Source organism: Micromonospora sp. NBC_00821, assembly GCF_036347035.1.
Classification (GTDB): Bacteria; Actinomycetota; Actinomycetes; order Mycobacteriales; family Micromonosporaceae; genus Micromonospora; species Micromonospora hortensis.
The window spans coordinates 653525-678407 of record NZ_CP108880.1 but is presented as its reverse complement, the minus strand read 5'-3'; the positions used below and the strand labels follow the sequence as shown (position 1 = coordinate 678407).

Genomic DNA, 24883 nt, shown 5'->3' with positions numbered 1-24883 from the left:
ACTACTGGGTGAGCAACTCCCGGGCGGCTTCCAGCACCTCGATCACCGGTACGTCGGTCACGAACGAGTCCCGGTGCGGGCAGTCACCGTCGCCGGGCCGGTGCGGATAGATGCCCGGTGTGCAGTCGACACCGCAGACTGGGCAATGCACAGTCCACGAGCTGATCGGCCGGTGTCGACCCCGCAGCGGGCTGGCCCCGTTGATCAGGTTGCCGACCCAGAAGATGCCCACAGTGGGCGCGCCCACCGCTGCGGCCAGGTGCAGCGGGCCGGTGTCGTTCGAAACGACCAACGCGCAGTCGGCGTAGCAGCCGACCAGCCCGCCCAGGCTGAGCGTGCCCACCTGTGGACGCACCGGCACCTGCGCCGCGGCGACGACCCGATACACCACCTCCTGCTCGGAGGGCGTGCCGGTGACCAGCACCTCGTAGCCGTCCTCGTGCAGCGCCCGGGCCACCTCGGCGAAGCGCTCGGCGGGCCAGCGGCGGCGGGTGTCGGTGGCGCCCGGATGCAACGCCACCCGGGGACGGCGTCCCGGGCCAAGCACCCCGGCGGCCTCGGCCCGGTCGGCGTCGGTCACCGCCAGCGTCGGCGTGATGGTGGTGGCCGGCGCTCCCGCCAGCGCCACCACCTCCAGGTAGCGGATCACCTCGTGCTGGTAGTAGACGTAGCGCAGCCACCGGTCCAGCGGCGGCGCGTCGTCGGCGCGCAGGCCCACAGTCAACCGGGCACCAAGCCGACTGATCAGCGGGTTGGAGTTGGCACCCCCGCCGTGGATCTGCACCGCCAGGTCGAATTCCGCACCGGCGGCAGCGGCCACGAAATCGTCGATCGACGACTCCGGCTCGCCCGGCTCCGGCGTGCGGATGCCAGCTGCCGGCGGCACCACCAGCACCCGGTCCACCGGGCCGGGCCGGTCGCGCCAGAGCTTCGCGTGCCACGGCGCCCCGAGCAGCACGATCTCCGCCGAGGGGTACGCGCTGCGCAACGCGTCCAGCGCCGGCAGGGCGAAGATGAAGTCACCGAGCGCGTTGGCGCGCAGCACGGCGATCCGCCGCACGTCGGGAAGGCGCTCGGCCGTCGGGCCGAGCACTGACGGGGTGACCACCCTGCCCGCTACGGCCGGTCGATCTCGCCGGCGGTGTCCGGGCGGTGCAACTCCCGGTCCGCTGCGGGATCGGCTGGCATCGACGTACCCGTCCCGAAGTCGCCGGAGCGCGGCCCGGTGCGGCCGACGGTGATGGTGCGCGGCGCGGGCCGGGTCGCCCGTGGCAGCCGGACCCGGAGCAGGCCATGGTCCATCACCGCGTCGATGGTGTCCGGGTCGACCCGCGCCGGCAGGTTGACCCGGTACTCGAAGCCGCGCGTCTCGAAGCCGCCGGGGATGCCCTGGTCGGCGTTGACCTCCGCCTCCGAACGGGCCCGCACGCACAACTCGCGGTCGTCCAACTCGACGGCCACCTCCTCCGGCGCCACCCCGGGCAGCCGGACGACGACCTCCCAGCCGTCCGAGGTCTCGGTCAACTCGACGTCGGACGCCCCGCCGCGACCACCGACCAGGCGACTCAACTCGGAGCGCAGCGACTGCAACTCCCCCATCGGGTCCCAGCCCTGCTGCCGGTTGCCGCGCCACCCCCGGCCGAAGCCGCCGAACGGCTGCTCGCTCATCACACCTCTCCGATCCGCTGGGTGGCCGTCGGTGGCCGTAGTGAGCTGGGCGCATCCAGGCCCGCATCAGGGTCGACGCCCACACCGAGCCGGTCGACCAGCTCGCCACCGAGCCAGGCGCTGATGCCGAGAATCGCCAGCGCGACCACCTCGATGGCGACCAGTGCCCCGCCGGCGGCCCGGGAATCAGCGTTCAGCCGCACCGCCCACACGGCGGCGAAGAGCAGGATCACCGCGACGTTGGCGCCCGCGTGCAGCAGACCCACCCGCTTGGCGCGGGTGCCGGTCGGGATCGCCAGGAGGTCGAACGTGCCGGCCGCCGCGGCGAGCAGGCCGCCGATCAGGCCGACGGTGATGTTCCAGTACGCGACCTCGCCGAGGAAGTCGGGACCGCCGACGGTGTCCACCACGTCGAACAGCACCGCCGTGGCCAGCAGCGCGACCGGGAACATCACCAGCATCGGGTGGACTGGGTGACCCAGCACCTTGAGTCGGCTCTCCATCTCCCGGCCTCCACTGGTCGGCGTCCTGCGGAACGGTCTCGTGCGGGCGAGCGCGTCGGGTGAGGCCGTACCCCCGGCAACCAGGCACAAACCTCGCGCTGGTCACGGCGGCCTAGGCTGACGACGGTGGTGCCCCGCCACCGGGTCAACGGCTGAGGGAGGATCAACGTGACGGTGGAGATCACCTCGCACGAGGAGTTGCGCGAGCTTCTCGGCGTGCCGAACGCGCGGGCCGCCACCAAGGAACGCACCCGGCTGCACGAACGGGACCGCGAGTGGCTCGGCGCCTCGCCGTTCTGCCTGATGGCCACGGCCGGCGCGGACGGCAGCTGCGACGTCTCACCCAAGGGCGACCCGGCGGGGTTCGCCCTGGTGCTGGACGACACGACGATCGCGCTGCCCGAGCGGCCCGGCAACAAGCGGGCCGACGGCTACCGCAACATCCTCGACAACCCGCACGTCGGGTTGCTCTTCCTGATCCCCGGGCGGACCGACACGCTGCGGATCAACGGGCGGGCCCGCCTGGTCAGCGACGCGCCCTGGTTCGACGACATGGTGGTCAAGGGGCACCGGCCGGTGCTCGCCGTGGTGGTGGAGATCGAGCAGATCTTCTACCACTGCGCCAAGGCGTTCCTGCGGTCCGCGCTGTGGCGGCCGGAGACCTGGCAGCCCGAGGCACTGCCGTCCCGGGCGCGCCTGATCAAGGAGGTCGAGGCACCGACGGAGAGCCTCGAAGACCTGGAACGGCACTACGGCCCGGCGTACGCCACGAAGATCTACGTCTGATCCCGCCGCACGACGGAGAGAATCATGGGCGTCGACCTACGGTGTTGGCTGGAGTACCACGTGATCGTGCTTGAGAAGGCGTAAGGCTCCACCTGATCACTTGTGGGGTGCCGAGCACGCAGCGCCGCGGTCCGCAGCTTGTCGTCGCGGACCGGCATGTCTGTTGAACGACACTCACCGATGACGCTCGCACGCCTACGCTGGATCCCCACGGGAGGGGGTCCAATGAGGACTAACTGGCCTGGGTCGCACCCCGTCATCCGCAGGGCCGGCCGCTTCTGGGTCGCTCGCGCCTCAGCCTGGCAGTTGGTGACGGCGCTGGTCCTCTTCGTCGCGGCCGTCTCGGCGGCCTTCACCGTGGCCGCGATGCTCACCGCCGGCCCCGAGCCGACCGACCGTGGCGGACCGAAGGGCTTCCCGCAGACCTGGCTGGCGACCGCTCGGTCGCTCCTCGGTGCGGAGGACTTTCCCCGGCAGAATGGAAACACCTGGCACGAATTCCTCGCCACACTGGCGAGCCTTCTCGGTGCGGTCACCCCGGCCGCGATCATCGGCATCGTCATGATCCGGATCTTCGCCACCGAATTCTTCACCTGGCGGTCCAAGGGAAGTCTGTCCAGCCTCGCCGAGCTGCGCTCGGACACCGCCGGGCCGGTGCAGGTCAGCACGGACGGGATCATCGCGATCCGTTTCTACAAGAAGATCCACGGCGTCGCGCTGAGCGACATCCGGGCACGGGCCTACCTGGCCTTCCGTTCCACGTCGCTCATCGACGGCAGCACCTTCTTCAAACGCGAGCAGCTCCAGGTGCTCAGCCCGGAGGCCACTGAGGTGGAGGAACGGGTGTGGCCTCGGGTCGACTCGTGCATGCCGCTGACCCTCTGGATCCCGCTCAAGGCGCCTCTGCGCGACGGGCGGGCGACGAGTGTGCAGGGCCGGCAGCTCGACAGCCGCACCTACCACATCTTCGTGGTGGTGGAAGCCAGGGTCGCCGGGTTGAACATCAGCGTCCACGACCAGCACAGCTATGCGCTGGGCAAGGATTTCCACGAGGGTAGGGCGGTGCCGATCGAACCGGACCTGACCCGACGGCCTCGCGACTGGCGCGGCTGGGATCGCTTCGACGAGCCGGCGACGTACGGGATCTTCGCGTACGGCTCACTGGTCGCGCCCGAAACGGTCAGCGACCTGCTCGGTCGGCCCGCTCGGGAGGGCGTCGACTACTGCCGGGCCACCCTGAACGGCTGGCGCCGGACGTGGAGTGTCTGCACCGACAACACCGGACCGGGCCGTATCCGCTACCAGGACCTGGCGAGCGGCGACGAACCCGAAATCCAGGTGCTGTTCCTCAATGCCGAGCCGGACGCGGCTGCGCCGGCAGCCCTCGACGGAATCCTGATCCTGGTACGGGGAGAGCAACTCATCGAACTGGACAAACGTGAGGGCAACTACCACCGCACGGTGCTCACCACCGGGCTTTCGGTGCCGGCCGACACCGTGGTGCCCGACGTCGTGTGGATCTACACCGGGCGGCAGGAACAGGTGGACCGGGCACGCCAGGGCATCGTGATGGGCACCGCGCGGATCCGGCAGGAGTATCTGGACAGCGTCTGCAAAGCACACGCGCGGCACCAGGGCCTGCTGGAGAACCTGGAGCGGTATACCAGCGCTCCGCCGGGTGTCTCGGTGGTCAGCCTCCGCCGGATCGAATTGCCGGCGACGGAAGCAGCCCCACCCCAGCAGCGCAAACCGGGCTGAGGCGGATGGCAACGTTCAGGCGGACCAGCCGACCCGATTGCCGAACGACTCCCGGGAGATCCCGGAGCCGGTCTCCGGCCAGGAACCGAACCGGTCGTTGTGCAGGTGCGCGAAGAAGTAGCACATGCCTTCGCAGTCGGCGTCCAGCAGCGCCATCGCGGGGTCGGCGAGGACCGCCTCGTAGTACGACCGCCCCAGGGCCACGATAAAACCTCGGGCGTAGAGGAAGCCGTCGTCCGACCCGTCGGTCACCTCGTGGATGTCCTCCCGATCGATGTCGTACAGCTTGCGCTCCACCACCCGGTCGAGATCCGTCAACTCCTGCCCGGTCAGCTCGACCGTCAGCTGCCCGAGGCTGTCCAGGAAGGCATCAAGCCAGGCGTCGATCGCGGAGGACGGGCCGTCATCGTCGCCGTCGTCGTCGGCGGGGTCGCGCTCGACGAGAGCCTGCCGCAGCGCCAAGGGCTCGGCGCCCAACTCGGCCCAGGCCGCCTCGATGAGCGCCCACAGCCGGGCCTCGTCAGCGGGGGTGGGTAGCGTTCCAGGGGCATCGGTGGTCACGGTCACCCTCGGAACATATCGACCACCGCCGACAGTTTCAGGACTTCGAATCGGCGGACACCATCCACAAGTGGCCGTCCGGGTCTGCGAAGACACCCGCGTACGCCCAGGGTTGGTCTGCCGCCTCAGTGATGATCTCGGCGCCGGCAGCGCGCGCCCGCTCGACGAGAGCATCCACTTCGGTCGGCGAAGCGACACCAAGATTGAACAGGCATTCGCTCTGGCCCCTCGGGGCGACCTCGTGCCGGCCGATCACCCAACCGAAGCCACCGGTCGGGATGAGCATCAGCCGCAGCCCGTCGTTGACCACGAACTGCAGCGGCTCCGGGATGCCGTCGTCGGCCAACTCGCCCACGGCGTCGAGGCCGACTCCGTCGCGATAGAAGCGGTAGGAGGTGGCCCGGTCGGCGATGGGCAAACTCACGATCACCGGCGCAAAAGTCATGGGTGGACGCCTCCAAACTGTCGGTCCGGCACGGTCAGGCATCGGTGTGTCGCTGAATTAGCGTTGGACTCGTGACCGTAGACGATTGGTTGACAGCGACCCGCACCTCCTACGACACGGTCGCGGTCAGCTACGCGCACCTGGTACGTGACCTCCTGGCGGAGGCACCGTACGAACGAGCCGCCCTGGCCTCGTTCGCCGAACTCGTACAGGGTGCCGGCGGCGGGCCGGTAGCGGACGTGGGCTGCGGCACGGGTCGAATCACCGCCTACCTGCACACGCTCGGCGTCGACGCCTTCGGGATCGATCTCTCGCCCGGAATGATCGACGTGGCCCGCCGTGACCACCCGGAGTTGAGGTTCGAGATCGGCTCGATGACCGACCTCGAACTGGCCGACGGCTCGGTCGCCGGACTGGTCGCCTGGTACTCCCTCATCCACATCCCCGACGACGAGGTCGGCGTCGTGTTGGCCCACTTCCGGCGGGTGGTGCGCCCCGGTGGCCCGCTGCTGCTCGGCTTCCACGTGGGCGACGAAACGACAGTCAAGACCGAGGGCTACGGCGGGCACCCGATGAACGTGCGCGTCCATCGTCGGCAACCAGCCCAGGTGGCGGCTTGGCTACGCAAGAGCGGCTTCACTGTCGACTCGCAGACGACAGTCACCTCGGCGGAGAGCCGGCTCGGCGGCATCCTCGTCGGACGACGGGAGCCCTGATCGCCCGTTGTCAATTCTTCCTCGTCATTGTCAGCCTAAACTGCGTACAGTGTTAGCAGTATTCGACGTCGAATGAGGCGGCTGATGACGGACGACGTGCGGCCCGTCTGGGTGCTCGGTGGTGGTGGAGTGGCTGGCATCGCCTGGGAGGTCGGCATCCTCACCGGGCTCGCGGACGAGGGAGTGACGGTGGCTCCCTCGGCTGTCGTCATCGGCACCAGCTCCGGTGCCGTTGTCGGCGCCCAACTCGGCAGCGGCACCCCCCTCGCGGAACTCTTCGAGCGCCAGCGCGGCGGTGTCGCCCACGAAACCTCACCCGCACCGGGCCTTCTCCACCTGCTTCGGCTCGCGCGGGCACAACTGTTCGCGCGCAGCCCCGAGCAGGCCGCTCGCCGCCTCGGCCGACTCGCCCTCGGCGCACGCATCGACGACCCGTCCCGGCAGCGCCGGATAGCCGAAGCCCGCCTGCCCAACCATGCCTGGCCGTACGAGGTGGACCTTCGCATCGTGGTCGTCGACACCGAGACCGGCGCCAGCCGCACCATCACCCGGCACGACAGCGTCCCCCTGGTGGACGCCGTCGCCGCGAGCTGCGCCATGCCGATCTCCACGGCCCCGGTCAGCATCGCCGACCGCCGCTACATGGACGGCGGCATGCGGTCGACAGTCAACCTCGACCTCGCCCCCGGAGGCGGCCCCGTCATCGCCCTCGCGCCGAGCACCGCCGCCATCGGACCCTGGGCGCGCATCGACAAGCAGCGAGCCGCGCTGGGAACGGGTCGCCGGGTGGAGTTGCTGCTCCGGGACCCGGCCTCCAAACGAGCGCAGGGGACCAGCGTGATGGACCGATCCGTCGTGCCCGCGCTCGTGGCCGCAGCCCGCGATCAGGGTCGACGCGAGGCGTCCCGGGTGGCCGCCGCACTCGCGGCGACAATGCCGGGGCGAGAAGCACGAGGCTGACACCCCCAACGCCTCCGCGTGCCGCCCTCCGTACAGGACCGGCGCGGTGGCGGTTTTCCGCACGGACGCCGCCGCCTACCGCGGGCCAACCAAGACCCCCGACAAACCTTCGGGTCGTGGCGGTCATTCACCGTCGAACGTGACAAGTCCCTGGGATCAGCAGTCCACAACGCGATGGCCAGGCTTTATGCCCTCTATCGCAAATAAGTTCCGCCTTCTCCTAAATGTACCCAGATCCCATCAAAACCCCTCTCGACCGATCAAACAGTCGAATACGCTACGACTCGCCCATTGAACGACGCCAGGTGACTAGCAGGTAGCCCTGGGTGCATTGCATCGGGTGGCTCTGGAGGGGTCATGAGTAACAACCGACGGCTGCGACGCAGCCGGAACCATGGCCGGGCCGCTTCAGGGCTCAGCTCCGCCCTACTGGTAGTCGGGATGACCGGTGGGCCCGTAGCCGCAGCGCAGCCGGTGGAAACGAAGCCGTCCGCACAGGACGCACACATCGGTACGCCCGGTCCACTGGGCCAGCACGGCGGGTTCTGGTCAACTGTCAGCCAAGACGGCGACGGACCCGGCGATTCGTGGGACCAGTACCCCGATGGGCAGACGGACTACGGTCCGCAGGGCTGGCAGAGCCCCTGGGGTGGCCACGACAAGGACAAGGGCGACTACCCGCACGACAAGCATGGCGCTCAAGGCCCCCAGGGTGCCCAGGGCGACGCAGGAGCTCAAGGTGCTACCGGAGCCCAAGGTGCACAGGGCGACGCGGGCGCGCAGGGCTTCCAAGGCAATACCGGCGCTCAGGGCGACGCGGGCGCGCAGGGCTTCCAAGGCAATACCGGCGCTCAGGGCGACGCGGGCGCGCAGGGCTTCCAAGGCAATACCGGCGCTCAGGGCGACGCGGGCGCTCAAGGCGCTACCGGCGCTCAGGGCGATGCAGGAGCCCAAGGGGCGACCGGAGCCCAAGGGGCGACCGGAGCCCAAGGGGCGACCGGAGCCCAAGGGGCGACCGGAGCCCAAGGGGCGACCGGAGCCCAAGGGGCGACCGGAGCCCAAGGGGCGACCGGAGCCCAAGGGGCGACCGGAGCCCAAGGGGCGACCGGAGCCCAAGGGGCGACCGGAGCCCAAGGGGCGACCGGAGCCCAAGGGGCGACCGGAGCCCAGGGCCCGCAAGGCGACGCGGGCGCACAAGGTGCTCAAGGCTTCCAAGGCGCCACCGGCGCGCAGGGCGACTCAGGCGCTCAAGGCGCTACCGGCGCTCAGGGCGCGCAGGGCGACTCAGGCGCCCAAGGTGCCACCGGAGCCCAAGGCCCGCAAGGCGACTCAGGCGCCCAAGGTGCCACCGGAGCCCAAGGCCCGCAAGGCGACTCAGGCGCCCAAGGTGCCACCGGAGCCCAAGGCCCGCAAGGCGACTCAGGCGCCCAAGGTGCCACCGGAGCCCAAGGCCCGCAAGGCGACGCGGGCGCACAAGGTGCCACCGGAGCCCAAGGCCCGCAAGGCGACGCGGGCGCACAAGGTGCTCAAGGCTTCCAAGGCGCCATCGGCGCGCAGGGCGACGCAGGTGCCCAAGGCGCCACCGGCGCTCAGGGCCCGCAAGGCGACGCAGGCGCCCAAGGTGCCACCGGAGCCCAAGGCCCGCAAGGCGACGCGGGCGCACAAGGCGCGACCGGAGCCCAAGGCCCGCAAGGCGACGCGGGCGCACAAGGCGCGACCGGAGCCCAAGGCCCGCAAGGCGACGCGGGCGCACAAGGTGCTCAAGGCTTCCAAGGCGCCACCGGCGCGCAGGGCGACGCAGGCGCTCAAGGTGCCACCGGCGCTCAGGGCCCGCAAGGCGACGCAGGCGCCCAAGGTGCCACCGGAGCCCAAGGCCCGCAGGGCGACGCAGGCGCACAAGGCGCCACCGGCGCTCAGGGACCGCAGGGCGACGCAGGCGCCACCGGCGCGCAAGGCCCACAAGGCGACGCAGGCGCACAAGGCGCCACCGGCGCACAAGGCCCGCAAGGCGACACAGGCGCACAAGGCGTCCAAGGCTTCCAAGGCGCCACCGGCGCCCAGGGCGCGCAAGGCGACGCAGGAGCGCAAGGCTTCCAAGGCGCTCAAGGTGCTCAGGGGGACGCAGGCGCCCAGGGCGCGACCGGTGCCCAGGGTTTCCAGGGCGCCCAAGGTGCACAGGGGGCCCAGGGAGACACGGGGGCGCAGGGACTTCAGGGGGTGCCAGGACCGCAGGGCGCCACGGGCGCCCAAGGCACGCAGGGCGTGGCTGGCAACGGAATCCAGGCCGCTTACATTCAGGGCCCGCTGACCGTGATCGCAGACACCCCTGTCGATTTCGGCTGCGAGCCTGGAGACATTGCTGTCGGAACCGGCTATCAACTCTCGGGTGCAGGCGTCAACCCGGTGCTCATCCAGCCGCTCACCACCAGCGGCTACCAGTTCACCTTCACCGGCGGGGGTGCCGATATCTGGGTCTCCTGCATTTCACTCGCCACACCGCTGATGTTGGGGGCTCCGTCCAACACGTCGGGCCGGGCGACGTCCAACAGTAGCGAGGCCAACCGGCCGAACAGCAGGTCGAACAGCCCCGTTGCGGTCGAGGAGGCCCGTCGCCTCGCGGAGCGTCAGGATCTGCGCGAACCACCGAGCGTGCAGGGGGTGAGCGTCGAGCAGGTGATGACCGTGAGCGGCGCGAGGCCCTGTCACATCGTGAGTTTCGGATGGCCGCTGCGGGTGGCTGTCGATCAGGAAACGGGCGACGCGGACATGCTGCGGTAAGAGATGCCCGTCGGCGGTGACCGTCCTGGGCATCGGCTACTGGCACGTGGATGGCACGGACCACGCGTCAGGGGATCGAGGCCCTTAAGCTGTCGCGGTGCATGAGCATGGCGTGATCGATCTCGACGAGCACAAGCATGTGCCGGCCGAATCGGGTGCCACCTCTACCCGTCGTGCGGCCAAGAAGGCCCAACTGCGCCTCATCGCCGCCTTCCTCGTCGGCTTGCTGCTGGGCGGCGTCAGTGTCAACGAGTTGCGAGACCGTCGTGAGCAGCGGGAACGGGCCGCGTCGGTCAAACTCGTCGCCATACCGGGGGCGGCCCGTACCGACGGCGTCGTTACCAAGGGCGTCGCTGAGCTGGACGGGTCGGTGGAAGTGTCCAACTTTGGCCCTCTGCCGGTCACGATCCGTGCGGTGCAAGCACAGACATCTGGCGTCCTGATTCAGGACACCGGCCAGTCCCAGTCGCTGCGCCCCGGGAGCACCCGCTGGCTCGACGTCAAGCTGCGGTTTCAGTGCCCGCTCGAAGTCCGGGACGAGCCGCTGTCGATGGGCATTTCAGTAGAGACAGCCGACAGGAAAATCAGAGAGTTCCGCTACCCGGTAGCCCTGCACCGAAGCGGCTGGCACACCCACGCTGGGTTCCTGTGCTTGCAAGCAGGTCTGGACCGGTGAGATGTGACAACGGGGCCAAGGGTTTGAGGGACGTCCGGCGGCGCTGTCGTGGACCTTGGGAAACGGCGAAGCCCAGGCCAATGACCTGGGCTTCCGTACCGAGCCGCCTGACGGAATCGAACCGTCGACCTACGCATTACGAGTGCGTCGCTCTAGCCGACTGAGCTAAGGCGGCAACGATCAGCAAGTGTACGGCACCCCGGCGGCACCGACCGAACGGGATACCCCCGTCGCGCCGGCCAGCACCAACCGGACATCGGCCGCCATCTGGACGCTTACCGGACAGCGGATGATCGGAGCCGGGACTACGCTGCGGCGGGTGAGCGACGAACGCGACCACCCCGAACGTCAGGACGAGACGACCGAACGCCCTGACCGCGCGCCGGCCGGTGAACGCGCCGCCCATCGGCCGCGCAGCACCGACCCGTTGGAGTTGGGCTTCACGCCGCGCAAGCCGGTGCCATGGCTGGCGCCGTTTCTGTTGATCAGCACCGGCATCCGGACGCTGCTGGCGGTGCTCTTCGGGGCGTACCTCGACAAGCGCGAGTTGCAGAACGCGTTCGGCGACGGCGTCTTCCGCCAGGTCGGGCCGGACGGCGGGCTGTGGCTCGACTACGTGGCCGACCTCGGTGACGGCTTCAACGCCACCTACTCGGTGGCGTACCTGCTGGCGCAGCCCGAGCTGACCGTCGACGGGCACCGCCTGCCCCGGGCGCAGACACTGGTGATGGGCGGGGACCAGGTGTACCCGTCGGCGGCCTACGCCGCGTACGAGGACCGGTGCAAGGGCCCGTACCAGGCCGCCCTGCCGGTGGCGCCGGCCGAGAAGCCGACGCTCTTCGCGGTGCCGGGAAACCACGACTGGTACGACGGCCTCACCGCGTTCCTGCGGTTGTTCGTCCGCTCCCGGGACCGCAACTTCGCGGGCTGGGGCACCGGGCAGTCCCGGTCGTACTTCGCTGTGGAGTTGCCGGCCGGCTGGTGGTTGCTCGGCGTGGACGATCAGTCCGGCTCGTACCTGGACGACCCGCAGCTGGCCTACTTCGACGAGGTGGCCCGGCGGCTCGGGCCGGAGTCCAAGGTGATCATCGCCGCGCCGGCGCCGACCTGGGTCAAGGCTGCCGACAACCCCACGGCGTACGACTCGATCGACTACTTCATCCGCACGATCATCGACCCGACCGGGGCGCGGGTGCGACTGTTGCTCTCCGGCGACCTGCACCACTACGCCCGCTACTCCGGGCCGGACCGGGAGCTGATCACCTGCGGTGGCGGCGGCGCGTACCTCTACCCCACGCACAAGCTGCCGGAGCGCATCGAGGTGCCACCGCGGGACACGCTCGCCCGCAAGGCCAGCTCCGCCCAGCCGTACGACCTGGTGGCCCGCTACCCGGATGCCGCGCGGTCGCGCCGCTACGGCTGGGGCATCTTCCCCCGGTTGCCGTTCCGCAATCCCGGCTTCACCACGCTTCTCGGCACCCTGCACACCCTGCTGATGCTGGCCATGGCCGGTGCGACGGCGAACTGGGCTGACAGCACCAACCAGCGGTTGTTCAGTGTCCCGCTGGTGGTGATGGTGCTCGTGACGGTGATCGCGGCGGCCCTGTTCGCCAAGCCGCCGAGCGCGAGCGGCAAACGTCACGCCCGGCACTGGATCCTCGGAGTGGGCCACGGCGTGGCGCAGGTGGCGCTGGCGGCGGCCGGCACCTGGGTCTGGTTGGCGCTGCCGTTCTACGACTGGCCGTGGCCGCTGCCGGCGGTCGCCGCGGCGGTGCTCTACGGCCCGGTGATCGGTCTGGTCGCCAGTCAACTGGTCGCGGCGTACCTGCTGGTGGCGGGCTCTTTCGGAGTGAACGTCAATGAACTCTTCGCCGGCCAGGGCATCGAGGATTCGAAGTCGTTCCTGCGACTGCGCATCGACCCGGACGGCACGTTGACCATCTACCCGCTCGGGGTGGACCGGGTCTCCCGCGACTGGCGGGTGAACCCCGACCAGTCCCCCACCCACAGTTGGCTGATTCCCAAGTCCCCTCTAACCCCCCACCTAACCGAACCTCCCACAGTCCTGCACTAACCCACCCCACCCCACCCCACCCACCCCACCCCACCCGAGTTGATCAAGAGGTTTGCGTCATGACCGACCCGATTCCTGACGCAAACTTCTTGATCAACTGGGCTAAGCGGCGGGCGGGAGCCGGGGGGCCGGAGGGGCGGGGCGGGGCGGGAGGGGCGGGAGGGGCGGGAGGGGCGCGGGGTTAGGGGGTGTATTGCTGGTCGTGCGCTTGGCGGGAACCGCAGACGTCGGCGCGGGAGCACATTGAGCGCGAGCCGTCGGCGTCCAGGCGTACCGTCACCGCGTCTCTCGGGACGCTGTGGCCGACGACCCGGCCGTCGCCCTCGGGGGTGGAGACCCGACTGCCGACCGCTGGGGCGGTTTCCTGAAAGCGCTGGTACAGCGGGTGCTCGTACTTGAGGCAGCACATCAGTCGACCGCACGCGCCGGAGATGCGCAGCGGGTTGAGCGGAAGGTCCTGGTCCTTCGCCATCCGGATGGTCACCGGCTCGAAGTCGGTGAGGAACGTGGCGCAGCACAGGTCCCGACCGCAGGAGCCGATGCCGCCCTGCACCCGCGCGGAGTCCCGTGCGGAGAGCTGGCGCAGTTCTACCCGACAGTGCAGGGTCGCGCCCAGGTCGCGGACCAGGGAACGGAAATCCACCCGGTGCGGGGCGGTGAAGTAGACGGTGCTGCGCTCACCGCCGCTCTCGGCGGAGCCGAGCACATGGTCGACCGCCACCACCTTCATCGGAAGGCCGTGCGAGCGGATCAGCCGTTTCGCGGCGACCTTGGCCTCGGCCTTGCGCCGACGCAACGCCTCGTCCCGGCGGAGGTCGTCGTCGCCGGCCAGCCCGACCAGGCGGGGGAAGCCGTCGGTCTCCTCGGTCACCCACTGCGCGGCCCATACGCACTCCGCCACCTCGGGCCCGTCATCGGTGGGAACCAGCACCCGGTCGCCCACCTGCGGACGCAACTCGCCCGGGTCGAGGTAGTAGAGCCGCCCGTACCGGTTGAAGCTGACCGCGCAGAGCATGCCCATCCCCCCACCCTACGACGGGTCACGCCGTGAAGCGCAGCGGCTGGCTACGCCCCGCCGCCATTCATGACCGTCGACTCGACCTATTGCCGAACGTCCCGTCGTGCCGTTGCTGCTCGCCCGGACGGTTGAATCCGGGGCCGGGCAGGAGACAAGACGTGCCTCGGCGGCGTTGAGTGGAGGCAGACCTGCGGGGGGTGCAGGGGGAAGACCACGGCGTCGCCGTGGGCGCCGGCTTCAGGCCAGGTGCCCGTGAGCGACGCCGTGGCCCGTCCGCGGCAACGCGGCAACGGCCGGGGGTCGGGCTCGGTTACCAGCCGACGCGGGTGGGCTGGTCGTAGCGGGGTCGTCCGTCCGTTGGCGGACGCCACGCGGTCTCGGCCAGGCTCGGTGCCCACTGACGCAGCAGCGTCTCCGCACCGTCGTACGCGACGCAGAGCACCGCAAGCACCCGTGCGGCGATCTCGGCGGCGTCGGCCACACCGGGCCCGACCGGCCCGGGGCGCGTCGACGCACCGGTGGCGGTGGCGGCGACCACGGCTACCGCTTCGGCCGAGCGGAGCACGTCGGCCAGCGTGCGAGCCAGCGCGAGACGGCTGCCCTCCACCCAGTCGGCGAGGGCGTCGGCGTAACCGGCTGTGGATTCGAGTCGCCCGACCAGGCTGTCCGGCCCCTCGTCGAGGTGGCGTAGCAGCGCCGCCCGCTGTTGCCCGTACGCCGTGGCGGCCGGGCCGGACCAGAGCACCGAGTCGCTGAGCGCGGCGGAGACGTCGTCGTACCCCCGGACGAGCCGGCGCACCGCGTGGCCGGCGCTGGCGAGCGGCACCGGGTGCAGGTCGAGGAAGCCGCGAACCGCGTCGCCCGGCAGCACCTGCATGCGGCGCAGCAGCGGCCAGACCCGGTGCCCCTCGGGGACGCCGGCCGCGATCAGTCTGTCCACCCGGCGAAGCAGGTCGAGGCCGGGCTCGGCGAGCCGGTCCAGCGCGTCCATCACGGTTCCCCGGTGAGCCGGCGGCGGGCCGCCCGGTCGACCTCGGCGTAGCGGTCGGCGGCCTCCCGCACGGCCGCTGCGGCGGCGGCCAGTCGACCGGCCGCGGCACGGGCCTCCCGGGCCCGGTCGTCGGTGGCGGTGGTCCACTGCCGGTGCAGCGCCCGACCGATCTCGCCCGGGCGGCCCGGTGCGTCGGCGCCGAACGCGGCCTGGGCCGGATCGCTGGCGGTGACGGTGTGCGAAACGACTGTGAGCGTGGCGCTCGCCTCGTCCAGTCGGGCGGAGAGCGCGCGCAGTGTGTCCATCTCAGGCCCCCGCGAGCGGTCGGTAGGCGGCGAACGTCTCGTTGTGCAGCTTTTCCCGCGCCCACTCGGCGGCGTCGGCCGCCGCGGTGACCGCCGCCTGCACGGAACCGGCCACGTCGCGCGGGCTGCGGGTGTGCAGCGGCCCGAGGAACCGGACGTCGGTGATCCGTCCACCGGCGGTGACCACCACCTCGACCAGGCCGTCCGGCGAGCGGACGGTCACTTCGACGGTCGACACCGCCTGGTCGAACTCGGCCTGGAGGGACTCGATCCGGCGGTAGCGTCGCACCGCCTCCTCGATCCAGGCTTCGTCGATCTCCCCCCGCGGCATCGGCCGACTCCTCCCGGGTGATCCATCACTCAGTGTGGTGCCACCGTCACCACGGCACAGGGACCGTACCGCACCGCAATCGGGCCTGTCGATGCCTGTGGACAACGGCCGCGGAGTGCGGGTCAGCCCTTCCAGAGGGCGAGCATCATCGCCTCGACCGCGATCCGCGGCTTGACGTTCGCCTCGATCGCCGCACGGCAGGCGAGCACGGCCTCCAACCGGCGCAGCGACCCCTCGGCGTCCCACTTCTGCGCGCCAGCGCCGGCCAACGCGGCCGTGTCGGTGTGCACCGGGGCGACGGGTGCGCTCAGCGCCATGGTGAGCGCGTCCCGGTAGAAGCCCGCGAGGTCGACCAGCGCCCGGTCCAGTGCGTCCCGTTGGGCCCGGGTGGCCCGGGACTTCTGCCGCTTCTCCAGCTCCTTGAGCTGCCCGGCAGCGCCTCGCATGGCGCCGGCCGCGCCCCGGCCGGTGCCGCCCGCGCCGAGCGCGGTCTCCAGTGCCGCCCGCTCGGTCGAGTCGGCCTCGGTGACCGACGCCTCGGCCTCCGCCTCGGCCGCCTCGATCAGCGCCGACGCCGCGTCGAACGCCGCGCCGACACCGGTCAGCCGGCGGGGCACAGCGAGCACCGCCTCGCGTCGTTTGCGGGCCTCCGGGTCGCGGGCCAGCCGGCGGGCGCGACCCACGTGACCCTGCGCGGCCGCCGCCGCCCACTGCGCCACGTCGGGGGCGATGCCGTCCCGACGAACCAGCACCGCGGCCACATCGGCGGCCGGCGGCTGCCGCAGGGGTACGACACGACAGCGCGACCGGATGGTCACCGAGATGTCGTCCGGGTGGGTGGACGGGGCGCAGAGCAGGAAGACCGTGCGCGGCGGAGGTTCCTCGATCGCCTTGAGCAGCGCATTGCCGGCGGCCTCGGTGAGCCGGTCGGCGTCCTCGATGACGACCACCTGCCAGCGCCCGCCGGACGGGGTGCTGGCCGCGCGGAGCACCAGCGCGCGCATCTCGCCGACGCCGATGGAGAGCCCTTCCGGCACCACCATCCGCACGTCGGCGTGGGTGCCGCCCATTGTGGTGCGGCAGCCGGGGCACTCACCGCAGCCGGTGCCGTGCACGCACTGGAGTGCGGCGGCGAACGCCCGTGCGGCGACCGAGCGGCCGGAGCCGGGTGGCCCGGTGAAGATCCAGGCGTGCGTCATCCCGGTGGACGGGTCCACCCCGCCGGTCACGGCGTCGTCGGCGGCTGACTCGTCACCGCTGGCCGGGCCGGCGGTGACCAACGCGGCCGCGCCAGCACGCAGCACGGCGGCTGCCGCGGCGGCGGCGCGCCGTAGCTCGACCACCGCCTCGTCCTGACCGACCAGGTCGGCGAAGACGTCCGGCATCAGGTCTTGTGCTCCATCGTCACCAGCTCCGCGTCGGATAACTCAGGCTGCACCGACGTGTCCGGGCCCTGCGCCGGCCGCGGGTGCACGATGCCGCCCGGCTTGCCGAGCATCTCCTCGACCCGCCGGACCACCTTCCTGGTGATCTCGTCGGTCGGCCGGGACGCGTCGAGCACCAGGTAGCGCTTCGGGTCGGCGGCAGCGAGGTCGAGGAACGCGTACCGGACGCGTTCGTGGAAGGCGATCGACTCGGCCTCCAGCCGGTCGGTGCCGGTGTTGCGCGAGGCCACCCGGGACAGGCCGGTGCGCGGTTCGACGTCCAGCAGCACCACCAGGTCGGGCTTGAGCCCACCGGTGGCCCAGGAGGAGAGCCAGGAGACCTCGTCGACAGGCAGAGTCCGGCCGGCGCCCTGGTACGCCAGGGACGAGTCGACGTACCGGTCACTGATCACCACGCCGCCCCGAACCAGCGCGGGCCGGACGACCGTGGCCACGTGGTGCGCCCGGTCGGCGGCGTAGAGCAGCGCCTCGGCCCGGGGGGAGGGCGCGTCGTCGCCGGAGGTGTCCAGCACCAGCGACCGGATGCGCCGGCCGACGCCGGTGGCCCCCGGCTCGCGGGTGACCACCACCTCCCGGCCGTGACCGCGCAGCCGCTCGGAGAGCGCGCTGAGCTGGGTGGACTTCCCCGCGCCCTCGCCGCCCTCGAAGACCACGAAGAGCCCGGCGGAGACGAACGGCTCGGCGGGCATCAGCGGACGGCCCCGGATGGAGCCCCACAGGTCGGCGAGGACCGGGACACCCTTCTTGTCGTCCATCTGGCCGAACGCGCTGATGCCGGCGAAGATGCCGGCGGCACCGGCGGCGAGCAGCAGCAGTCGGGTGGAGGAGACGGAGATGCCGAGGTCGGCGATTGTCAGTTTGCGGGAGCCGCCGACGCCGACCAACACGCTGCTCAGCCCGATGGCCAGGATCAGCACCAGCCGGGTGCCGATCTGCACCACAGCGAAGACCCGGCCGCGCACCTCGTCGGCCACCTCGCCGCCCAGCAGCGTGGTGCCGGCCAGGAAGGCCATTCCGGCACCGGCGCCGACCAGCACCGCGCCGACGATAGCCATGGACAGGTGGATGGCGAAGGCGAGGGTCATCACCGCGGCGCTGGCCAGCACGATGCTCATGCCGAACCAGCGACGCCGGGACATCTCCTTGACGACCATCGGGCCGAGCCCGATGCCGAGCGCCAGGCCGACGAAGATCGCACCGAAGAGCAGCGAGAACGCCGCGTCGCCGGCGCCCAGCGAGTTGGCGAAGAACTTGGCGGTGCCGACCACGATGCCGCCGCCGGCGAACGCGCCGAAGATGCCCAGCACCAGGCCGCGGACGAGCGGGGTCTGGCCGATGTACTTCCAACCCTCGGAGAACTGCCGGAACATGCTCTGCTCGGCACGCTCGGCCTCACCGCGTTGCGCCTCGCTGATCTCCTTGATCCCGAATGCCACCACCAGTGCGGTGGCGAGCCGGGAGAAGGAGTTGATCCAGAGCGCGAGTTGGGCCGGCTCGGCCCAGGAGGGCAGGTCGCCGCCGACGGCACCACGGACGCCACGGTCGAGCACGGCAAGGCTGATGGCGGCGGCGACCGGGGTGAGGCCGTAGGTGGTGATCAGGGTGAGCTGGTTGGCCGCTTCCAGCCGGGCCCGCGGGATCAGGTTCGGGACCGCGGCCTCCTTGGCCGGGATCCAGAGCAGGGTGAGCGACTCGATCAGGAAGGTGGCGATCAGCGCCCAGCCGACCACCAGGCCGCCCGCGGCGCCACTGAGGGCGTAGAGCGGAATGGAGGCGAAGAGCACGAAGCGCAGCAGGTCGCAGATGACCATCGTCCAGCGCCGGTCGAACCGGTCGGCGAAGACGCCGGCCACCGGGCCGAGCACCAGCGCGGGCAGCAGCCGGATCGCGGTGACTCCGCCGAACGCCGCGCCCTGTGCGGTGCTGCCCTGCACCTGCGAGGCGGCGAAGAGGGCGGTGGCCAGCAGGCCGAGCCAGTCACCGAAGGAGGCCGCGCCGAGCACGATCCACAGCCGGCGGAACGGCCGGATGCGCAGCACGGACCGGATTGCGGCATAACCGGACGGATCAACCTGACCGCCGTTGGGCTGCTGGGCGGCGTTGTCCGACTGGTCACCCGAGCGCGACACGCCGGGCGACTCGCCGCTGTTCTGGCTTTCGATGGCCGTACCTCCACGTGCCGGCCCATCGCTGGGCACCTCCGGTGCAACACTCTAGACCCGGTGGGGGCCACCCCCCGGGCGACATTCTCCTGCTCGCTGAGCCTAGGCCGCCGGAGGTACCGACCGCAGCCCGGACGTACGCGAGGGTATTTCGCATTCTCCGTCGGACAGTTAGCGTGCACACGTGGCCATCGAAAGCGACAAACTTCGCGAGCGCCTGGATCGGGCGACTGCCCACCTCGACCCCCCGTACGCGGTGGTCGACCTCACCGCCTTCGACGCCAATACGGTCGCCTTGGCCGATCGCGCCGCGGGAAAACCGGTCCGCCTGGCCAGCAAGTCGGTCCGCAGCCGGGAGTTGATCAGTCGAGCTCTCGCTCGGCCCGGCTGGCAGGGCGTGATGGCGTTCACAGTGCCCGAGGCGATCTGGCTGGTCCGCGCCGGCGTCAGCGACGACGTGCTGGTCGCGTACCCGAGCGCGGACCGGGCCGCCCTCGCCGAACTGGGCGCCGACCCGACGCTCGCCGCCGCGATCACCCTGATGATCGACAGCACCGGCCAACTCGACCTCATCGACGCCATCACGGCACCGGGGCAGCGCGCCGAGCTACGGCTCTGCCTGGATCTGGACGCTTCCTGGCGACCGCTACGCGGTCGGGTGCACGTCGGCGTCCGCCGCTCACCGGTGCACAGCGCGCGGGCGGCCGGCGCGCTCGCCGCAGCCGTCGCCGGTCGACCCGGCTTCCGGCTGGTCGGGCTGATGTCGTACGAGGCGCAGATCGCCGGCCTGGGTGACGCGCCGCCGGGCAAGACGCTGCTGGCCGGCGCGATCAGGCTGGCCCAGCGTGGGTCGTACCGCGAGTTGCTGGCCCGCCGCGGCGCGGCGGTCGCCGCGGTACGCGAGCATGCCGACCTGGAGTTCGTCAACGGCGGCGGCACCGGCAGCGTGGCCGCGACCAGCGCCGATCCCGCGGTAACCGAGATCACCGCGGGATCGGGCCTGTACGGGCCGACGCTGTTCGACGCGTACCGCGCCTGGCGGCCCACCCCAGCGGCGTTCTTCGCCTGCGCGGTGGTCCGCCGACCGACGCCGGAACTGGCGACGGTGCTCGGCGGTGGCTGGATCGCCTCCGGCCCGGCCGCCGACAGTCGACTGCCCCGGCCGTGGCTACCGGCGGGGCTGAAGCTGGTCGGCACCGAGGGCGCCGGCGAGGTGCAGACTCCACTGTCCGGAGCGGCGGCGGCCGGGCTGAACGTCGGCGACCGGGTGTGGTTCCGGCACGCCAAGGCAGGTGAGCTGTGTGAACGGGTCAACGAGCTGCACCTGATCGAGGGCGACGCGGTGGTGGCGAGAGTCCCCACCTACCGGGGTGAGGGGCAGGCCTTCCTCTGAGACCGGACAGCCGCCCTCACCGGCGGCCGAGGACCGCGCGCCACACCGACTCAGGCGGGTTGGGGCGCCTCAGCCTGCTTGCCGACGGCGGGTCGGCCATTGTCCGGGCCGTCCACCTGGCGGTGCAGGTACTCCCGGATCAACGCCTTCGCCTCCAACAGCACCCGCTCGTCGCCTTCGGACTTCCGGCGGAACGCGAGCTTGATCAGCGCGTCCGCCGCCTCGACAGCGATCTCCAGCACGAAGCGCAGCTTGGGCACGTCGGTGAGCCCGAAACGTTCGGTGAGCACCCGGGCCAACTGGTCGGCGATCACGCCGTTGTTGTCCCGCTGCTCGTCGAGCAGGTGCAGGTCGACCACGTCGCCGAAGTGCAGGGTACGGAAGCCCGGGACGGTGCGGTGCATCGTGATGTACTCGTCGATGCCCGCGTCGACGCCGTCCCACCAGTGGGTCATCTCGTCGGAGGCGAACCGCTCGTCGAGGCGCTGGAGATAGGACTCCATGGTCCGCAGGGTCAACGCCTGCACTATCGCTCGCTTGTCCGGGAAGAACTGGTAGACCGACCCGATCGCCACCTCGGCCCGCTCGGCGAGCAGGGTGGTGGTCAGCCCCTCGTACCCCACCTCGTCGACGAGTTCGGCGCAGGCATCCAACATGCGCTGTACCCGCGCGACACTTCGACCTTGCACCGGTACGCGGCGCAGCGGCCCGGTCGTGGCGGCTGGTGTGGACACTCTGCGCCACCCCCCTTCGACGGATGAACATATCTCCACGTCACGAGTCCGTGACTACCGGTACAACGAGCGGATCGCAATTGCGGTATTTACCAGCTAGAACGTTCCTGATATGAAGTCAGTTCATATTCATGAATGAGGAGCGCGCATGGTCCGCACCGCACCGCTCGGGGCTGGATGGTCCAACTGGGCCGGGAACCAGCGTGGCAGCGCCAGCGCGATCCTGCGCCCCGGCTCGCCGGAAGACGTCGCAGAAGCCGTCAGATCTGCCGCCGCCGACGGCGGTCGGATCCGGGTGACGGGCAGCGGCCACTCATTCACCGCCGTCGCGCTCGCCGACGACCGCCGGATGGATCTGTCCGACCTGGACACGATGGTCAGCGTGGACGTCGCACACCGACTTGTCACGGTGCCGGCGGGCATGACCCTGCACGCGCTCAACGGCCTGCTCGCCCGGCACGGCCTCGCGCTGCCCAACCTCGGCGACATCGACGCGCAGACCGTCGCCGGGGCCATCTCCACCGGCACCCACGGCACCGGAGCCGGTTACGGGTGCCTCTCCACCTTCGTGGAGGCGATCACACTGGTCACCGGCACCGGCGAGGTGCTGCGCTGCTCCGCCGACGAGCATCCCGACGTCCTCGCCGCAGCCCGGGTGTCACTCGGCGCGCTCGGCGTCCTGGTCGAGGTGACCCTGCGCTGCGTGGACGCCTTCGTCCTGCGTGCCCACGAACGACCGGCCGAGCTGGCCAACGTGCTCGGCGAACTGCCCGACCTGATCGGCCGGCACGACCACGTCGAGTTCTACTGGTTCCCGTACACCTCCCGGGTCCAGGTCAAGGCCAACGACCGGGTACCCGCCAACGACCGGCCGCTGTCGCGCTGGCGCGGCTGGGTGGACGACGACTTCCTGTCCAATCGGGTCTTCGCCGGCGCCTGCCGACTCGGCCGGGCCGTGCCCGCGCTGGCCCCGGGGATCAGCGCGGTCTCCGCCCGCGCCCTCACCGAACGTCAGTACACCGGCCGCTCCGACCGGGTCTTCTGCACGCCGCGCCGGGTCCGCTTCGTCGAGATGGAGTACGGCCTGCCCCGCGAGGCGTTGCCCGAGGCGCTCGCCGCGCTCCAGCGGATCGTGGACGGCCTGCCGTTCAAGGTGCTCTTCCCGGTGGAGGTGCGATTCACCGCCGGCGACGACATCTGGCTGTCGCACGGCTACGGCCGGGACAACGCCTACATCGCCGTGCACCAGTACGTCGGCATGCCGTACGAGCCGTACTTCCGGGCCTTCGAGCAGGTGGCCGCCGGGCTGGGCGGTCGCCCGCACTGGGGCAAGCTGCACTACCGCGACGCCGCCTCGCTGGCCACTGCGTACCCGCGCTTCGCGGACTTCCAGGCCGTCCGCGACCGGCTCGACCCTGATCGCGTCTTCACCAACGCCCACCTGAACCACGTCCTCGGGGTCTGACGACTCCCATCGGTACGCGCGGTGACCAGCGCTAGCGCGCCAGGTCGTCCAGGTCCACCGCGTCGGCCATCGCCTCCGCGCCCCTGTCGTTCAGGTGCATGCCGTCGCCGCTGTCCAGCGCCGGGTGGATGTGGTCGGGGGCGTGCGGGTCCGCGACAGCGCTCGCCACATCGACGACGGCGTCGAAGGCGTCAGTCGTACGGATCCAGTCGTTCACCTCGCGTCGGGTGGCGAGGCCCGCCGGCGTGCTGATCTCCGGGCCGGCGCCCGCGAAGGGGCCGATGGTGGCGACGACGATCCGCAGACCGGCGCCGTGAGCGCGGTCGGCCAGCGCTCGGAAGCCCTCGACGAGGGCATCGGCGGTGACGGGCGGCTCGCCCAACATGGCCGGAAGGCCGAGGTCGTTGATACCGAAGTGGACCAGGACGTGGGTCAGGGCGGGGATGGAGAGAACGTCACTGTCGAAGCGCGCCAGACCGTGTTCGCCGACGCCGTCGCGCAGGAGACGGTTCCCGGCGATGCCCTGGTTGACCACCCACCCGCGCTTCAGACGCCGGTTGAGGACGTCGACCGAGCGACGATTCGCGCTCGTCGTGGTGCCGACCCCTTCGAACCAGGAGTCGCCGAAGGCCACGGCTACGGCGGTGTCCCGGGGGGCGAGCACGTCGACGCCCGCCAGGTAGAACCTCGCCTCGACCTGCTCGGCCCCCACCAGTGCGGGAGAGGTGACGTGATTGCCGTCGGCTATCCGGGCGACTTCGGCCGGCTTGTGCGAGTGGGTGGCCAGACCGGTCCGCTCCGGAAGGTAGAGGCTCAGCACCAGGTCCGTGCCGGCCGCGACGGGGATGTCCACCGGGTCGGTGACCGCCTCCTCGTCCGCCGGGATGACGTGGCGCTCCGCGCCGTCGACGGTGAGGGCGACCCACTGACCGCCGACGGCGACAGTGGCAGCCCCGATGGTCAACGGAGTGCGGCCGTAGCGGTTCGTCAGCCGTACCCGGAAGGCCTCCCCGCCGCCGGCCAGGTGCAGCACCTGACGAACGGTCTGGTCGGTGAAGCCACGGGGTTCGCTGAACTGGAGCCGCTCGTACGGACTGAGCACTCCGGTACGGAAACCGGCGGTCCAGATCATGGCTGGTCCAGGTCGGTAGTGGTGCCCTCCTCCATGCTGATCACCGAATCGATCAGGGAGAAGAACGTCTGGATGCCGGGCAGGTTGGCGCCCCGGCGGCGGGATTCGGCGTAGTCCTCTGACGAGCTCCAGAAGACGATGTCCAGCCACTCGTCGGCCGTCAGCCGGATCAGTCGCGCGTCGAGGAAGCCGCCACGATCGGCCTGGAAGTCGCGCAGCATCGCCGGCCGCGCGGCCGGCAGGGCGTCAGCGCGCTCGGCGGGGACGCGAAAGCGGGTGATTTCGACTGTGGTCATCGTGCCTCGATCCGTTCGGGTGGGGAGCCGTTGACGCCCAGCATCAGCCGGAGCTGGCCCAGGAGGACATCGCGGAAGTCAGCGGGTGCCGGCGTGGGGTGGCTCTGGACCCGGGAGATGATCAGACCGGCCAGCGCCGCGAGCAGGAGGTCCGTCACGGCCTCGGCGTCCTGGGCCAGCGTGAACGCACCCCGGGCAGCGCCCTCCCGGACGGCGGCCAGGAAGGGCGCCCGGTACCGCTCCTGCACTGTGGCGCTGTAGTCACGCAGCTCGTCGTCACGCATCGCGGAGCGCCAGAACTCCACAAGCACCTGCCGGGTCTGCTCCGAATTGTGCAGACTCCGGTCGACAAGCGCGACGAGTCGTCGCCACGGATCATCCTCGGCGGCGGAGACGGCCCTCAGGGCCTCGACCTCCCGGTCGGTGAACACCTGCATGGCCTCGATGATCATGTCTTCGCGGGAGCCGAAGTAGGTCTGGAGGGTGCTGATCGCGACCCCGCCGGCAGCGGACACGTCAGTGAAGCGGCTGTTCTCGTATCCGCGGGCGGCCAGCACGCCGGCCACGGCGTCGAGAACGGCGTCCCGCCTGTCTCCGCCAGCACGCCTCTTCCTGATCGGCATGACCATACGGTACGACCGTACCGGCGAAACAGTGAAGGACTGAGCCACTCGCGTGACCCGAAA

General features: G+C 70.9%; 24 protein-coding genes and 1 tRNA gene. 9 read left to right on the top strand and 16 right to left on the bottom strand.

The features are described 5' to 3' along the window. Position 1: 1 nt before the first annotated feature. From OHB44_RS03195 to OHB44_RS03185, 3 genes are read right to left on the bottom strand one after another with little or no spacing between them, the layout of a single operon-like run. A complete protein-coding gene (locus OHB44_RS03195) occupies positions 2 to 1108 on the bottom strand; it encodes a glycosyltransferase family 9 protein (RefSeq protein ID WP_330439574.1) in 1107 nt (368 codons plus the stop codon). An 8-nt stretch (positions 1109 to 1116) separates the two neighbouring features. Further along, the gene (locus OHB44_RS03190) at positions 1117 to 1668 is read right to left on the bottom strand and encodes an Hsp20/alpha crystallin family protein (RefSeq protein ID WP_330439573.1); all 552 of its coding nucleotides are present in this window, start codon (positions 1666 to 1668) and stop codon (positions 1117 to 1119) included. Next, positions 1668 to 2171 carry a DUF2231 domain-containing protein gene (locus tag OHB44_RS03185; protein WP_238683842.1) on the bottom strand — a complete coding sequence of 168 codons (504 nt, stop codon included), beginning with the start codon at positions 2169 to 2171 and terminating at the stop codon, positions 1668 to 1670. Before OHB44_RS03185 ends, OHB44_RS03190 begins: the two co-directional genes overlap by 1 nt. 168 nt (positions 2172 to 2339) lie before the next feature. Between OHB44_RS03185 and OHB44_RS03180 the strand changes: the two genes are divergently transcribed. Together OHB44_RS03180 and OHB44_RS03175 are read left to right on the top strand one after the other, a co-directional pair. Then, positions 2340 to 2957, top strand: a complete 618-nt coding sequence (locus OHB44_RS03180) for a pyridoxamine 5'-phosphate oxidase family protein (RefSeq protein ID WP_238683843.1) — start codon at positions 2340 to 2342, stop codon at positions 2955 to 2957. Positions 2958 to 3266: 309 nt separating this feature from the next. After that, positions 3267 to 4715, top strand: coding sequence for a hypothetical protein (locus tag OHB44_RS03175; RefSeq protein ID WP_330439572.1), 1449 nt, complete (start codon positions 3267 to 3269; stop codon positions 4713 to 4715). Positions 4716 to 4730: 15 nt separating this feature from the next. On the opposite strand, the gene OHB44_RS03170 is transcribed toward OHB44_RS03175, so the two are convergent. Together OHB44_RS03170 and OHB44_RS03165 are read right to left on the bottom strand one after the other, a co-directional pair. After that, entirely contained in the window at positions 4731 to 5282 is a 552-nt protein-coding gene (locus OHB44_RS03170; protein WP_330439571.1) for a DUF4240 domain-containing protein, read from the bottom strand. A gap of 31 nt (positions 5283 to 5313) precedes the next feature. Continuing rightward, the gene (locus tag OHB44_RS03165; RefSeq protein ID WP_330439570.1) at positions 5314 to 5763 is read right to left on the bottom strand and encodes a VOC family protein; all 450 of its coding nucleotides are present in this window, start codon (positions 5761 to 5763) and stop codon (positions 5314 to 5316) included. 29 nt (positions 5764 to 5792) lie between these two features. Between OHB44_RS03165 and OHB44_RS03160 the strand changes: the two genes are divergently transcribed. The 4 genes from OHB44_RS03160 (at position 5793) to OHB44_RS03145 (ending at position 10851) form a co-directional block, all read left to right on the top strand. Further along, positions 5793 to 6437: a class I SAM-dependent methyltransferase gene (locus OHB44_RS03160; protein ID WP_330439569.1), complete on the top strand. Its 645-nt coding sequence runs from the start codon at positions 5793 to 5795 to the stop codon at positions 6435 to 6437. 84 nt (positions 6438 to 6521) lie between these two features. Beyond that, positions 6522 to 7397 (top strand): patatin-like phospholipase family protein, encoded by an 876-nt coding sequence (locus OHB44_RS03155; protein ID WP_330439568.1) that lies wholly within the window; start codon positions 6522 to 6524, stop codon positions 7395 to 7397. A 2262-nt stretch (positions 7398 to 9659) separates the two neighbouring features. Further along, positions 9660 to 10175: a hypothetical protein gene (locus tag OHB44_RS03150; protein ID WP_330439567.1), complete on the top strand. Its 516-nt coding sequence runs from the start codon at positions 9660 to 9662 to the stop codon at positions 10173 to 10175. Positions 10176 to 10272: 97 nt separating this feature from the next. Beyond that, a complete protein-coding gene (locus OHB44_RS03145) occupies positions 10273 to 10851 on the top strand; it encodes a hypothetical protein (RefSeq protein ID WP_330439566.1) in 579 nt (192 codons plus the stop codon). Positions 10852 to 10952: 101 nt separating this feature from the next. Here OHB44_RS03145 and OHB44_RS03140 read toward each other — a convergent pair. Next, a tRNA-Thr gene (locus OHB44_RS03140) sits at positions 10953 to 11026 on the bottom strand. Between the two features lie 144 nt (positions 11027 to 11170). Between OHB44_RS03140 and OHB44_RS03135 the strand changes: the two genes are divergently transcribed. Next, positions 11171 to 12925 carry a metallophosphoesterase family protein gene (locus OHB44_RS03135; RefSeq protein ID WP_238684761.1) on the top strand — a complete coding sequence of 585 codons (1755 nt, stop codon included), beginning with the start codon at positions 11171 to 11173 and terminating at the stop codon, positions 12923 to 12925. 181 nt (positions 12926 to 13106) lie between these two features. Here the strand turns inward: OHB44_RS03135 and OHB44_RS03130 are convergent, their stop codons facing one another. The 6 genes from OHB44_RS03130 to tmk form a co-directional block, all read right to left on the bottom strand. Then, positions 13107 to 13946: a PSP1 domain-containing protein gene (locus OHB44_RS03130; protein WP_238684762.1), complete on the bottom strand. Its 840-nt coding sequence runs from the start codon at positions 13944 to 13946 to the stop codon at positions 13107 to 13109. Between the two features lie 307 nt (positions 13947 to 14253). Further along, a complete protein-coding gene (locus OHB44_RS03125; RefSeq protein WP_266303922.1) occupies positions 14254 to 14934 on the bottom strand; it encodes a hypothetical protein in 681 nt (226 codons plus the stop codon). Continuing rightward, on the bottom strand, positions 14934 to 15239 hold the full coding sequence (locus OHB44_RS03120) for a type VII secretion target (protein WP_112725261.1): 306 nt from the start codon (positions 15237 to 15239) through the stop codon (positions 14934 to 14936). Before OHB44_RS03120 ends, OHB44_RS03125 begins: the two co-directional genes overlap by 1 nt. Before the next feature lies 1 nt (position 15240). Then, positions 15241 to 15570: a YbaB/EbfC family nucleoid-associated protein gene (locus OHB44_RS03115; RefSeq protein WP_007454690.1), complete on the bottom strand. Its 330-nt coding sequence runs from the start codon at positions 15568 to 15570 to the stop codon at positions 15241 to 15243. A gap of 122 nt (positions 15571 to 15692) precedes the next feature. Next, entirely contained in the window at positions 15693 to 16955 is a 1263-nt protein-coding gene (locus tag OHB44_RS03110; protein WP_330439565.1) for a DNA polymerase III subunit delta', read from the bottom strand. After that, positions 16955 to 19054: a dTMP kinase gene (gene tmk, locus OHB44_RS03105; protein ID WP_266305230.1), complete on the bottom strand. Its 2100-nt coding sequence runs from the start codon at positions 19052 to 19054 to the stop codon at positions 16955 to 16957. Before tmk ends, OHB44_RS03110 begins: the two co-directional genes overlap by 1 nt. Positions 19055 to 19361: 307 nt before the next feature. Between tmk and OHB44_RS03100 the strand changes: the two genes are divergently transcribed. Then, on the top strand, positions 19362 to 20570 hold the full coding sequence (locus OHB44_RS03100) for an amino acid deaminase/aldolase (protein ID WP_238684766.1): 1209 nt from the start codon (positions 19362 to 19364) through the stop codon (positions 20568 to 20570). Positions 20571 to 20620: 50 nt separating this feature from the next. Here OHB44_RS03100 and OHB44_RS03095 read toward each other — a convergent pair whose 3' ends face one another. Next, positions 20621 to 21226, bottom strand: coding sequence for a TetR family transcriptional regulator (locus tag OHB44_RS03095; protein ID WP_266303924.1), 606 nt, complete (start codon positions 21224 to 21226; stop codon positions 20621 to 20623). A 226-nt stretch (positions 21227 to 21452) separates the two neighbouring features. Between OHB44_RS03095 and OHB44_RS03090 the strand changes: the two genes are divergently transcribed. Beyond that, complete coding sequence (locus tag OHB44_RS03090) at positions 21453 to 22769, top strand: D-arabinono-1,4-lactone oxidase (RefSeq protein WP_238684768.1); 1317 nt, start codon at positions 21453 to 21455, stop codon at positions 22767 to 22769. A gap of 31 nt (positions 22770 to 22800) precedes the next feature. Here OHB44_RS03090 and OHB44_RS03085 read toward each other — a convergent pair whose 3' ends face one another. From OHB44_RS03085 to OHB44_RS03075, 3 genes are read right to left on the bottom strand one after another with little or no spacing between them, the layout of a single operon-like run. Further along, the gene (locus OHB44_RS03085) at positions 22801 to 23901 is read right to left on the bottom strand and encodes a GDSL-type esterase/lipase family protein (protein WP_330439564.1); all 1101 of its coding nucleotides are present in this window, start codon (positions 23899 to 23901) and stop codon (positions 22801 to 22803) included. Further along, entirely contained in the window at positions 23898 to 24197 is a 300-nt protein-coding gene (locus OHB44_RS03080) for a hypothetical protein (protein ID WP_330439563.1), read from the bottom strand. Before OHB44_RS03080 ends, OHB44_RS03085 begins: the two co-directional genes overlap by 4 nt. Continuing rightward, positions 24194 to 24820, bottom strand: coding sequence for a TetR/AcrR family transcriptional regulator (locus OHB44_RS03075; RefSeq protein ID WP_330439562.1), 627 nt, complete (start codon positions 24818 to 24820; stop codon positions 24194 to 24196). Before OHB44_RS03075 ends, OHB44_RS03080 begins: the two co-directional genes overlap by 4 nt. Positions 24821 to 24883: the final 63 nt, after the last annotated feature.